Origin of the sequence: Heliobacterium mobile (assembly GCF_009720735.1) — a bacterium.
GTDB lineage: Bacteria > Bacillota > Desulfitobacteriia > Heliobacteriales > Heliobacteriaceae > Heliobacterium > Heliobacterium mobile.
Window position 1 is genome coordinate 1 of the sequence record NZ_WNKU01000045.1, and the last position, 11293, is coordinate 11293.

General features: G+C 45.3%; 14 protein-coding genes. 8 read left to right on the forward strand and 6 right to left on the reverse strand.

All coding sequences use genetic code 11. From position 1 onward, the window contains the following. Nucleotides 1-975 precede the first annotated feature (975 nt). Nucleotides 976-1383, reverse strand: a complete 408-nt coding sequence (locus GJ688_RS18530) for a VOC family protein (RefSeq protein WP_170292150.1) — start codon at nucleotides 1381-1383, stop codon at nucleotides 976-978. Between the two features lie 380 nt (nucleotides 1384-1763). On the opposite strand from GJ688_RS18530, the gene GJ688_RS18535 reads away from it, so the two are divergent. The 4 genes from GJ688_RS18535 to GJ688_RS18550 all read left to right on the forward strand — a co-directional run bounded on the left by GJ688_RS18535 (nucleotide 1764) and on the right by GJ688_RS18550 (nucleotide 3489). Beyond that, nucleotides 1764-2066, forward strand: coding sequence for an STAS domain-containing protein (locus tag GJ688_RS18535; protein WP_155478000.1), 303 nt, complete (start codon nucleotides 1764-1766; stop codon nucleotides 2064-2066). 416 nt (nucleotides 2067-2482) lie between these two features. Then, nucleotides 2483-2656, forward strand: coding sequence for a hypothetical protein (locus tag GJ688_RS18540; protein ID WP_155478001.1), 174 nt, complete (start codon nucleotides 2483-2485; stop codon nucleotides 2654-2656). Then, nucleotides 2653-2898 carry a cell division topological specificity factor MinE gene (locus tag GJ688_RS18545; protein ID WP_155478002.1) on the forward strand — a complete coding sequence of 82 codons (246 nt, stop codon included), beginning with the start codon at nucleotides 2653-2655 and terminating at the stop codon, nucleotides 2896-2898. Before GJ688_RS18540 ends, GJ688_RS18545 begins: the two co-directional genes overlap by 4 nt. Before the next feature lie 369 nt (nucleotides 2899-3267). Continuing rightward, the gene (locus GJ688_RS18550; RefSeq protein WP_155478003.1) at nucleotides 3268-3489 is read left to right on the forward strand and encodes a hypothetical protein; all 222 of its coding nucleotides are present in this window, start codon (nucleotides 3268-3270) and stop codon (nucleotides 3487-3489) included. A 43-nt stretch (nucleotides 3490-3532) separates the two neighbouring features. Here GJ688_RS18550 and GJ688_RS18555 read toward each other — a convergent pair whose 3' ends face one another. Both GJ688_RS18555 and GJ688_RS18560 read right to left on the reverse strand, forming a co-directional pair. Next, the gene (locus GJ688_RS18555; protein WP_235911107.1) at nucleotides 3533-4426 is read right to left on the reverse strand and encodes a TIGR03943 family putative permease subunit; all 894 of its coding nucleotides are present in this window, start codon (nucleotides 4424-4426) and stop codon (nucleotides 3533-3535) included. Between the two features lie 50 nt (nucleotides 4427-4476). Beyond that, nucleotides 4477-5571, reverse strand: coding sequence for a permease (locus tag GJ688_RS18560; RefSeq protein ID WP_170292151.1), 1095 nt, complete (start codon nucleotides 5569-5571; stop codon nucleotides 4477-4479). A gap of 280 nt (nucleotides 5572-5851) precedes the next feature. Between GJ688_RS18560 and GJ688_RS18565 the strand changes: the two genes are divergently transcribed. Together GJ688_RS18565 and GJ688_RS18570 are read left to right on the forward strand one after the other, a co-directional pair. Further along, the gene (locus GJ688_RS18565) at nucleotides 5852-6490 is read left to right on the forward strand and encodes a DUF3793 family protein (RefSeq protein WP_155478006.1); all 639 of its coding nucleotides are present in this window, start codon (nucleotides 5852-5854) and stop codon (nucleotides 6488-6490) included. Nucleotides 6491-6562: 72 nt separating this feature from the next. Further along, nucleotides 6563-6820: a hypothetical protein gene (locus GJ688_RS18570; RefSeq protein WP_155478007.1), complete on the forward strand. Its 258-nt coding sequence runs from the start codon at nucleotides 6563-6565 to the stop codon at nucleotides 6818-6820. Nucleotides 6821-6940: 120 nt separating this feature from the next. Here the strand turns inward: GJ688_RS18570 and GJ688_RS18575 are convergent, their stop codons facing one another. Beyond that, a complete protein-coding gene (locus GJ688_RS18575) occupies nucleotides 6941-7348 on the reverse strand; it encodes a YckD family protein (RefSeq protein WP_170292152.1) in 408 nt (135 codons plus the stop codon). 149 nt (nucleotides 7349-7497) lie between these two features. On the opposite strand from GJ688_RS18575, the gene GJ688_RS18580 reads away from it, so the two are divergent. Both GJ688_RS18580 and GJ688_RS18585 read left to right on the forward strand, forming a co-directional pair. Further along, nucleotides 7498-8460: a TIGR01212 family radical SAM protein gene (locus tag GJ688_RS18580; RefSeq protein WP_155478009.1), complete on the forward strand. Its 963-nt coding sequence runs from the start codon at nucleotides 7498-7500 to the stop codon at nucleotides 8458-8460. Further along, nucleotides 8421-9845 carry an MFS transporter gene (locus tag GJ688_RS18585; RefSeq protein WP_155478010.1) on the forward strand — a complete coding sequence of 475 codons (1425 nt, stop codon included), beginning with the start codon at nucleotides 8421-8423 and terminating at the stop codon, nucleotides 9843-9845. The genes GJ688_RS18580 and GJ688_RS18585 overlap by 40 nt, the downstream gene beginning before the upstream one ends. A gap of 68 nt (nucleotides 9846-9913) precedes the next feature. On the opposite strand, the gene GJ688_RS18590 is transcribed toward GJ688_RS18585, so the two are convergent. Together GJ688_RS18590 and GJ688_RS18595 are read right to left on the reverse strand one after the other, a co-directional pair. Continuing rightward, nucleotides 9914-10360, reverse strand: coding sequence for a desulfoferrodoxin family protein (locus GJ688_RS18590; RefSeq protein WP_155478011.1), 447 nt, complete (start codon nucleotides 10358-10360; stop codon nucleotides 9914-9916). Between the two features lie 222 nt (nucleotides 10361-10582). After that, on the reverse strand, nucleotides 10583-11062 hold the full coding sequence (locus GJ688_RS18595) for a hypothetical protein (RefSeq protein WP_155478012.1): 480 nt from the start codon (nucleotides 11060-11062) through the stop codon (nucleotides 10583-10585). Between the last annotated feature and the right edge of the window lie 231 nt (nucleotides 11063-11293).

Here is an 11293-nt window from a genome sequence, read left to right on the forward strand (position 1 = left end):
CATTTCCTATCCCCTCCGTATTTATAAGTTTAACTTATAAGGGGATAAGACTCAAATACCTTTACGGGGCTAAATAGCAGAAATGATATCACAAGCAAACGCTACACTTCATAGCTTGATGTTCACTAAGTGGTTTACGGAGGAGTTATTATCGTGGCAATGGTGGGGAATAATTGGGTTCCTTACTTTTTCTTATATCCTTTGTTTTACTCTTATGAATAAGAAAAGGTTAACCGAGACAATTCTATTTGGTTCCCTAGTTTCAGTGTTTGCCGTTGTTATGGACGTAATTCTCTCCAACATGAATGCGTTCCTTTATAACGTGAACCTAGTTCCTATGATACCTAGTATTTTTATATACGACATCACTGCGTTACCGATGTACTTTATGTTGATATTTCAGCATGCCACTTTGTGGAAAAAATATTCCATATGGATTACATTAGCATCAGCAATAATGGGTTTTATTTTTACCCCCTTGATGGTTAAACTAGGATACCTGCAGTTTATCTGGTGGAATTACTTCCTTGCTTTTCTGGTGATAGCGTTTATTGGCTTTTTGGCGAAGGCGGTAATGTCTTTGATTTTCTATGTAGAGGAGAGCTATCGAGCTGAACAAAAGATTTCGTTCTCACAAGCAACAGTACCACAACCAGCTATGAGACCTTCAGGCGTCAGAAATGACCGTCGAAGTAGTGACAGTGAAGATAGTTAAAGCAAAAAGCCAGGACTTCTCATCCTGGCCTTAACTATTTCCTCAGCGTTAAACTGTTCCATACCCCGGTAGGCGTCACGATAGGCGTAAAAACCTGACTGTAGCCACTGCCTACCATTATAATACTAACTCATGGTCGGAGCGACAGTATACAAACCTGTGCCTCCGAAGCAATGAAATAAAACCGCCCGTTCTCGCAGCCTTAACGATAAGCCACGTTATTGGGAAGTAAGTGGGAATAGGGCGGTTTTTCAATCGTATTAAGACTTTTCGAGACTGAGTTGCCATGAGACACCATATTTATCTTGAATCCAACAGTACTTCTCGCTGAATGGGTAAGCAGCTAACGGCATTAAAACTGTGCCACCATCAGAAAGCTTTTCATAATAATGATTAATTTCCTCCTCAACATCGCATGTGACGTATAACGATACTGCTGGAGTAAACGTAAATTCATGTTTAATGTTGCTGTCTATAGCCATAAATACTTGACCTTTTAACGAAAAGGAAGCGTGCATCACAGAGTTTTCTTTACCCTCATCGTTTGCACCATAACAAGTAATACTCAGAATTTCCGATTGGTCGAATATAGAGCAGTAAAAGTACATAGCTTCTTCAGCGTTGCCTGAGAACATTAAGAAGGTCGTGATTTTTTGATGATGTTTCACTTGGTCAGCTCCTTCTCGCAAATCAGAGAAGTGATTCTGATAGATTTCTTGGGTTTGGACCAGAAGGTACACCGATAATATGCCCTACTTACAGAAAATGACTCAAATTATCAACTAAAATCCCCCATCTCCCACCACACCCGTTATAACGCACCTCGTTCATTTAACCCCCCATCATGGTATGAATGGTGTAGCCGGTCATTTTCAGAGGCACACAGGGCATTCTGTGGGAACGGGTTTGAAGAGCTAAGGGAATAATTAGGAAAATCATTACGAACTAGGCCAGTGGGGGGCGGTTTCTATATTCAAAAAACAGAAGGGTTTTTAACTTAACTATCGAATTAAATACTTATGATTATTTATTTAAGGGGATTTATTCATTGGGCTATAGCATTAAAGTCGAAGAAAATACTATGTGGCTTACTCTCTCAAATAATATTACATTACAGGAAGCTCGTAATTTAAGCGAGTCTATCCCGCCGTACATCAACCAGAATATAAACGAACTACATATTGACATGAGCCAAGTGGATTTTATAGACAGTGGAGGATTGGGTATTTTAGTTAAACTTTTCAAACAGATAAAAGAAAAGGGCGGAAAAATGGTAGTTACAAACGTAAGGGATACTGTTCGTCAAGTTCTTAAAGTGACTAAACTAATAGACGTATTTGAAATACGATAAAGTTTTCAGTTTTTTCTTGCCGTTAAGGTATCAGTTCACGATAATACGAAACCGCCCGTCTTACAGTCTACCTAATAAACCACGTATTGGGAGGTCAGTAAGATGGGGCGGTTTTTTATGCTTCCTGGGGACCTAACTCCAGGAGGTAACAGCGTATTCCACAGGGTTTCGTATAGAATGAATATATTACTATATAACTATACCAGTTGCTGCCGGATAGTACCTTATGCATTTTACTTGCAAACGTTACAGAACACCGCATCCCAGTGCGGTAGGGCTGTTGGCTGCGACTATGGTCCTGAATTTTCTCTAGATTATAGGACCATAGACGCTTGAATTTGCAGGAATGATGGTATTTATGTCGAACGATAGATTATCCGGTTAGAAATATGTCGAAGATTAGGAGGGGGATTTTCTTGAGTAGTGAAGGCAAAAGTTCTGTTCAAGAGTTTATTAAGAAATTGAGTCTGACTGATACGGGTGCAGAGGCCAAGCGAATGATTGAGGTCGAGGGTAAAAACTTCACTGTAGGCCAGTTTCTCGATTTCATGGATAATGTCCTCTCCGGTGAAAGCGGTGTGGTACATTGAACAGTTTTTTTAAGACTGCTGATATTTCAGATGATGCGAATCAATTAATTCTGGTAATTGACGATAAAGACGCCGAAGTAACTCCGCAAATGGTTAAAGCACTAACCGAAGATATGATCCAGGCCATCTCTAAGCATATTGATATTGACCGGTCAAAAGTCAAGGTAAGTTTAAGTGCAGAGCAGAACCTTAAAAAGATCGTTATCTACATCCCGGTCGTGAATATTCCTCGCGGAAAATGATTTTTAGGAGATAAATATGTCTCCTATAGGTATATTTCTTTGCCTGATGTCCGAAGGAGTAAGCCCTATGACTTAGTAGGGTACATACGTTTTGGTGATGGGGTGACCATGAGAGTGGTCACCCCAATCTGTTTTAAAAGTAAAAATCATTACACCAATTAAGATGAGCCGCTACGACAGAGGAACAGTTGGCGTCGGCAGAAGAAATCTCTGCCAATTCCTATGCGCTGGCGGCCCTTGGAGTAGAACTGCGTCAAGCGGTCAATGCCTTTCGTTTGTAAGAAAAACATATGGAACTTGTCTAGATGATAAGTTATTATGTTTTCAGGAAGAATGAATATAGACCTGTAACCGGAGAGGGAAGGAATCATGACATTATCAGAACGAATCATGAGGGAAAAAGAGAGATACTTTGTCTCTACCGCTAGGGATGCGACGATCTGTGTTTTATCGAGGAACAATTTTATTCAGCTAAGAAAAGAGCTCAGTTTTTCGCCTTCGAGTCTCGATATGTCTGAAGAAAACCCCTTTATTTATGGGATGAGAATCGTCGTTCTAGAGCGAGAAGAGGATATTCTCCTTGTAGGGTAAAAGAGTCGGTCCGCTTATGGATCGACTCTTTTTTTCTGCACAATCAGTTTTTGTAGATATAGGGATCGGCCGGAATTTTAATTGGGTGGATTTCTTTTGCCTGCAAAATGGGCATGATTGAACCGTTATAAGAGCCCTTAGACAATATCCCTTTTACTTCTACCCAAGTGTCTTCCGCAGGTGAGGGCAACCCTTCAACGAGGAGTCCGATTACAGTAGCATCTGCAATGCAACAAACCACTTGGTAACGTGCGACAACGAACTGGTTGGGCTGAAAACCTTTTTCGCGATAAACAAACCCCTCTATACGGATAGGACGTCCCGAATAAGCATCTGGTTTCTGGAATAAATCCTCCATGACCGATAAGTAATTTTGGGGGGTAAGGACCAACTCATCCAGCTTATCGTCCTGTTTTTCTGCACTGACTTTGTTCGGCGGAGCAGAGGCTGTGTGTACGGAAGGTCTTGATGGCTTTGACGGTTGTAACCCCATCGCTGCGGCTTCATCGTCATCGAAACCGCTCAATCGGTCCAATTCTGCCTGGGTGACCATCGGACTGCTTACAAGTTCTTCAAAAGTGGTCGGAGCTTCGGGTGCCGCAGGAATGGCAGAAGATACAGAAGAGGTGAAGGGGCTGTTCTTTTGTGTGGCCATCGCAGGGTTTAATGCCGTCGGAGGCGTGAACCAGGCGGTGAGTATCACTATCGTAAAGACGATATAAGGCTTTTGACCTAAATGCGTCGAAAATCGGTTTTTCCACCCTGCCCATAACGAGAAAAGCCCCATCGGAACCAGAACGAAAAGAGCACCTAATGTATAAGGGAAAAACCGGGGGGTGATGTAAAGACCGAGTTTATTCGTAAAATACAGATTACCGAGATAGCTGCTAAGGGCCAGCAACAGCAACCCGCCTAGATACTTACGGAAGAAAAGCATCAACACAACAGACCTCCTAAGATGAGAAGCGGATACAATGTGTTATCATCCTAAAAACTTTGTCCAAAATAGGACGAGACCATTCCCAAAAGCAGGCAGGATAGAGTCACAAAGAAAATAAGCCCAATCACGAAAGAACGCCGGAAGGAAGAAAACATCATCATTGTATTTTTGACATCGACCATAGGACCAAAAATCAGAAAGGCCAAAACGGCTCCGGGCGGGTAGACATTCAAAAAACCGGCACCGACGAAGGCATCGGCGGCTGAGCAGACAGATAAAGCAAAGGCTAGGAACATCATCACGAAAACAGAAAGACTTGTGTTCATCCCCAATTCCTGCAAGAGCGCTCGTGGCAACCAAACTTGTGCTGCAGCAGCGAGGGCGGCACCGAGTAATAAGTACATGCCAGTCATAAAGAACTCATCACAAGTGTGGTTCATCAGACTGTTTAGACGGTGTTGAAGAGTTGACCGCCAAGGGGGCTTTTCTTCGCATGGTTCGTGGTGATGAGTATGCCCGCATCCACAACGGCAAGAAGAGGAAGTCATACCGAGGCAGTTACGGTCAATGGCCAGGTAGCTCGGGTGTTTACCGTATCTTTTTTCGAGGAATGCTAAGCCATATCCCGCTGCGACAGCTACAATAAATGCCCCAGCAAGACGAAGTGAAACAAATTCAACATGTCCGTAAAAGGCGTAGTACGTCGACATAGCCGTAACAGGGTTGACAACAGGAACGGCTAACATAAAGGGGATGACGAAAGAGGGTCGTGCCCCTTTTCCTAGTAACCGACGAGCCACGGGGACAAGCCCACATTCGCAAAAGGGAAAGATCACTCCTAACATCGCTGCGAGAAGCGGGCCGATCCAGGGATTTCTCGGCAACCAGCGTTCGAGTTGTTTTTCATTCACAAATACCTCCACAAGTGCCGATCCAAAGACCCCGATCAGCACGAAGGGCAATGCTTCGATCGTGATGGCGAGAAAGATTGTGAGAAAGCTGCTCAGTCCGGTATTGGCAGTGAGCAGAATATGCTCCTTACCCCATGCGATGAAAGATGGAGTCGTCCAGATACCGAGCATGGAGGCAACGAAAAATAAGGCGCCAAGCTGTAGGCGCTCCATCCACAATTGGAAATTCATGAGCATCACCAAATCCTTTTAGTCCTAGTGAAACCTTTTGGTTCAAAGGGTACGGGCAATAGTATCTCTAAATAAGATTATTCTTATTTAGAGATACTATTATACCGCTGGGAAATCCTGTTCTCAACAAAAATTAAAATTACCTCTAGTTGACACTGATACTCATTTTCAATTAAGATATAGTTACAACGAATACTTACCGACGAGTCAAATCGTCTTGAACGTTACCATCACTAAGGTCACTAGGCGAAGACTAGGATTTCTTAAGGAGGGGTCGCTCATGTTTCCCTTATATGCTCACTGGAAAGATAATCTTGCTTTCAAACCAACGGAACAAGCCCGATTTGAGAAGTGGCTTTTTTTTACTCTTTCAAGAGTGCTCTTTGCAGGTAAAGCTGGGGAATGTGTCCGGTTTCAAGACCAAAATTACGGAAAAACGATCGAATCCACCTTGGAGGATGCCAAAAGACTGGCCCTTCAATGGGGGTTGGAATTGTTTCTGATCAAACGTTGTGGTCAATGTGCATGGGTGATTTTTTACCGGGTTGACCGATTACGAGCGGTGTTAAAACGGTTACAGAGAATTCGCCAATTTCGAAAAAAGGGATGTCCTTGGCCTGTCGATACGAAAGAGTTTTTAATCTGGTTAAAAGACAAATGGTGTAAAACCGGAGAATTTCCTCATGAGATCGGCTTTGCCATAGGATATCCATTTAAAGATGTTTTAGGTTTCCTCGGATTGTCAACACAGGCGAAAAGTACTGTCTGCGAATGGTGTATATACGGAAATGTACAATCGTCTTTAAAACTCAAACAACGATTTGATCAGGCTAGTCAGTTGGCACTCGCTTTTCTCGGTGCAAATCGTTTTGATCTTATTTGCCGTCGGTTACGCCGTTCCGTGAGCCCAAGTTGGTAAAAACACTAAAAATCTGCTCATACTAAGGCCTGACCGATAAAAATCCTTCGGGACAAGTGTGGAGGGGTGCCGGTGAGTAGAGCTCATGTGGTCAATCGAGAACAGGCAATCGATGAGTTGACACAGATCGTCGAGCAACTGAAGGAAGGTGCTTTCCGAGTCGGCGACACAAAGGTGGAGATTCCCGAACAGATCCTCTATCAAAACAAATTTCGCAAAGGCGATCATCAAGGAATGGACATTCGTCTCTCCTGGGATATCATCGAAGAAGAGGAAGTTGTCGAGGAAGATCCGGAAGATCGCGAGTGGCACGATATCTTGCCTCACTAGTTCGAAGAGTCTCCGATGTAAGACTCTTCATTTAAAGAAAAGCGAATCTAAAAAAGAAATCCCTGACGTTAAAAAAACGTCAGGGATTTGTAATTTTTTCAGGTTCGACGTAAAATCTATTTACCAGCCACCTCGACCCAGCCCGTGCCAAACTTGAGAGGTTGCGTTTTGACCACGTCCCTGTCCCCGGCCTTGCCCATTGCCTTGACAGGTACCATTGCCGTTTCCGGAGGGGTTGCGAAGGCAGTTCTGTCCCGGCAGGCAGTTTTCGAATCCGCTTTCCGAGCGGGCCTTGAAGTTAGCGTCCATCCGTTGCTCGATGGCTTGCCCCTGTTCGGGAGTGAGTTCGCCGAATTTCACGTATTTTTGCACCATTTGTTTCCGCAGAGCAAACATCTGCCCATGCAACTGGGTGATTTCATTCGTTTGTTCTTCCGTGAGTGCTAAGGCAGTACCCACCGTGGACAAGGTGAGGATGCCGACCATACCGGTCACAAGCAGTTTCTTTTTGACGTCTTTACCAAACATGGTTTTCATCTCCTTTTCATGATTGACGAATAAGCTATCGTTCTGACTGTAGTATAGCCGCCCAATGTGGCGACTCGGCGACAATCTGGTGACAATTTCGTAACAGTTTGGAAACAAGTTTTGTAACCATTTAGGAAGGGGGAGACTTCTTGTATAGCGATCCTGAATTGAAACCTCTCCTTTGGGGCGACAAGCGATACCATTCTTGGAACTATCACCTGCGCCAGATCTTTGGGGAGAAGGTCATGAAAGTTTCCTTGAATGCCGGCATGTCCTGCCCCAACCGTGACGGTACCGTCGGCACGGGTGGATGTATTTTTTGTTGTCCCCAAGGTTCCGGCGCTTGCGCTGGCGACCCTACCGAAGAGATTCGCACCCAGTTCCGTAAAGTCCGGGAGCGGTTGCACCAGAAATGGCCGAATGGTAAGTACATCGCCTATTTTCAGGCCTTTTCCAATACATACGCCGATCCGGCTCTTTTGCGCCGCCTCTATGAGGAAGCGTTGGCTCAGGACGGGGTAGTTGGCCTTTCCATTTCGACACGCCCCGATTGTCTTCCCGAGCCTGTCCTGGAAGTACTCGATGAATTAAACCAGCGTACCTATCTTTGGGTTGAACTGGGTCTGCAATCCGTGCACGATCGAACTTTGCAAAAGATTAACCGCGGACACGATGCGGCGGCCTTTTACAGATCCTTGGCACAACTGCGCGCCCGGAACATTCGTACCTGTGTCCATATCATCTTAGGGTTGCCGGGTGAAAGGGAAGAGGATATGTTCACGACAGGACAGGCGGTCGCTTCCATGGATGTACAAGGACTGAAGTTTCATTCCCTCCATGTCATGAAAGGAACCGCTTTGGCTGACAGATATGCTGCTGGGGAAGTGGATATCATCGACCGAGAAACGTATATCAGGCAGGTTGTGAATATCCTCGAGATTCTCCCCCCCCATGTGGTCATCCAGCGCCTCACCGGTGACGCCCCCCAGGAATTACTCGTAGCTCCGCAATGGATTACCCGTAAGTGGGGGACCCTGCAGGGGATCGACAAACTGCTCGAAGAACGAAATTCATGGCAGGGGAAAAACTATCGAAAGAAGGATTCGCCTTGACCGGCTATCAGATTCGTATTTTAGTCACCTATTTGTTAGGCGTTTTTTTCGGAGCTTTAGATCAGAGTATCTTGGGACCGGCCTTGACTACGATCGTTAGGGACTTTAATATTTCGCCGAAGTGGGGCGTCTGGACCGTCACCGTCTATACTCTCGTCTATGCCGCATCGATGCCGATCACCGCGAAAATCGCTGACCGCTATGGCCGGCGGAAGGTCTTTATGGCAGGAATCGGCTTGTTTGCGCTAGGGTCGCTCTTTAGCGGTATGGCAAACAGCCTCTATCCGCTTCTCTTAGGTCGAGCCATACAAGCCCTAGGCGGTGGAGGGATTTTACCTGTGGCGGTGGCCGAAATCGGACTTGCCTTTCCCAAAGAAAAGCGGGGACGAGCCCTCGGCTTTTATGGTGCCACCTGGGGTATTGCTTCCATCGTGGCGCCCATTTTAGGCGGAGTGGTGATTCAATATCTCTCTTGGCCATGGCTTTTCTGGATCAATATACCGGCAGGGCTGTTAATCATCGGCCTTGCCACAGGTCTGACAGAAGATGTGGCGCCGCAGGTCAAGCCGATGGATTGGGCGGGAGCCTTTATCGTTGGGGCGACCATTTTCTGTTTCATGCTCGGTCTGACCCATATTCAAGGCCAGAGGGGATGGGAAGGGGTCTTCATGCCCAATGTGTACCTCTTTTTGCTGGCCGGGCTGATCCTTGCCCGTCTGCTCATTCGATTCGAAAAGAGAGCCCACGATCCCGTCGTAAATCCAAAGTTTTTCCAGAATCCCCGCCTCGTGCTGGTCTATATGATCGCCGCCATAACGGGGATGATCATGCTCTCTATTATTTTCCTACCGGCCTATGTGGAGTATGTCCTTCAATATCCGCCCGGAAAAGCCTCCTATATGGTGGTTCCCTTGGCGCTGGCCAGCGTGGTAACGTCGCCCTTGGGTGGGTCGATCGTGGATCGTTTCGGGGCGCCGAGGACAATGGTGCTCGGTTTTGGCTGCAGTATGATCGGCTCCCTCATCTTGGCTGGCTTAGTCAAGTTGATTGGAACTCCCGTCGATATCAGCTTCATTCACGTCATCGTTGTGACCATCGGTTTTATCTTCTTCGGGAGCGGCCTCGGGTTGATTGTCGGTTCTCCTCTCAACGTCATGGTGATCGGTGAAGTGGAGAGGGAAGAGGTCTCCAGCGGCTTGGCCGTCATGACGGTGATCCGATCCTTCGGAAATACCCTGGGGCCGGTGATTCTGGGTGGACTTTTGGCTGCTGCGACGGCTTTGGAACGTCCGAGGGATGGTTTTTTCGAAATATTTATTGTTGGTGCTTTGATGGCTTTGATGGGATTGGTGTTGACTTTACGTTTAAAGACAAAACTCCATTAAAACATGATTCGTATCCAAAAAAAAGCGTGCCCCCATTGAGGGACACGCTTTTTATAAAATGTATAAATTTATCTTTTTACATGGGCTTGCCAGAAGCCATGTAAATTACAGAAAGCATACAAATCTACCTCATCGGCATCACCAACATAAAAAACCGCTTCTGCCGCTTTTGCCTCCTCCAAATTCACACGTTGTACCCGATCGCCGTGTACGATCGCTATCCATTGGATCGTAAGTTCTTGTGTCATTGGGTGTGCTGTACTGCCCACCTTAACTAATAATTTTCCATTATCGATAAATTCAGCTACAGGTAGATGTTTTTCTACCGAAGCTTCGACTGTATTTGGAATCAAGAGTTCCATCGATTTTCCACAACACTGAATTTGAGCGTCGGCTTTCAAACAGGTGAGTGCATATGAACTGCCGCCACAGACCAGCTGTTCTTTTCCCATTTCAATGACTTCCAAAGAATAACCACAAGCTGAGCATCTGTAAATTCCTAAATTGTTTGCCATCGGAAATCCTCCTCGTTTTACTATTGCATTGGTGAGACGAAATGAAACGAAGCGAGGCTCTTTGAATTATTCGTGATTTTAGATGCATCATTAATATATCTTACTTTAACAGCTTGGCGAAATATTAATTATTGAAATAAATTCTCTAAACGAAAGAACCTCGGTTTCTCTGTAGGAGAATTCCGAGGTTCTTTCATCAAGGATAACCGGAAAAAATCGGACTTATAAATGATTGATGGCAGGCCGGCGTTTATCATAAATATGCATGAGTTCCTTCGCTGTAGCAGGATCTGTTTTGTGCAGGTTAAGAATAAATTGCACTGAATTCCCTGGATAGGTGAAGACATCGCCATGATTCGTCAGGGCATAGACCAGGCCGATCCGGGTTAAGTTGACGGGGCAATTTTCCTGATGTCCTTGACCGCAATTTTTGCATTGACTGAGAGTAATCCCTAAGAGTTCTAATGTTTGCTTCTTATCTCGCAGCCCTTTGCCTGCGATTTCCTGTGAAAAGAATTCGGTTTTGGCTTTCTTAAACCGCCCTGTGCGAATCGCCTGTTCCGATATTTTGCGAATCAATCCGACGACACATTGTTCGGGGTTACAGTGGCCACAGGCCTCCATGGAATTACAAAGCGATTCGAGGCAGGGGCAGATCATTCTGCAATTTGCTTTTTCGGTTAGGGTTGTTTCTGTTGCCATTCTTCAGCACCTCCCTTACCGTTGACAAAAATGCTTTTCTTTACCATACCACAAAGAAATCGAACTTACAATCACTTGGTGGGTTAAATAGGGGCCGCCAAGTCCTAAATTTATCGACAATTTAGGACCCTCTTTTAGTACGTTATTATACTTTACTCAAGTTTCGCAGATTAAAAATCGCGTTAAACCCTTAACCAGTATGGGAATTTCGCCAACAAATTCTGGTGCTTG

What these genes read in the sequence shown, in the direction of transcription:
- GJ688_RS18550 (WP_155478003.1), top strand. Translation starts at nt 3,268, where the DNA reads ATGACATTATCAGAACGAATCATGAGGGAAAAAGAGAGATACTTTGTC.
- GJ688_RS18555 (WP_235911107.1), bottom strand. Translation starts at nt 4,426, where the DNA reads ATGCTTTTCTTCCGTAAGTATCTAGGCGGGTTGCTGTTGCTGGCCCTT.
- GJ688_RS18560 (WP_170292151.1), bottom strand. Translation starts at nt 5,571, where the DNA reads ATGAATTTCCAATTGTGGATGGAGCGCCTACAGCTTGGCGCCTTATTT.
- GJ688_RS18565 (WP_155478006.1), top strand. Translation starts at nt 5,852, where the DNA reads ATGTTTCCCTTATATGCTCACTGGAAAGATAATCTTGCTTTCAAACCA.
- GJ688_RS18575 (WP_170292152.1), bottom strand. Translation starts at nt 7,348, where the DNA reads ATGTTTGGTAAAGACGTCAAAAAGAAACTGCTTGTGACCGGTATGGTC.
- GJ688_RS18585 (WP_155478010.1), top strand. Translation starts at nt 8,421, where the DNA reads ATGGCAGGGGAAAAACTATCGAAAGAAGGATTCGCCTTGACCGGCTAT.
- GJ688_RS18590 (WP_155478011.1), bottom strand. Translation starts at nt 10,360, where the DNA reads ATGGCAAACAATTTAGGAATTTACAGATGCTCAGCTTGTGGTTATTCT.
- GJ688_RS18595 (WP_155478012.1), bottom strand. Translation starts at nt 11,062, where the DNA reads ATGGCAACAGAAACAACCCTAACCGAAAAAGCAAATTGCAGAATGATC.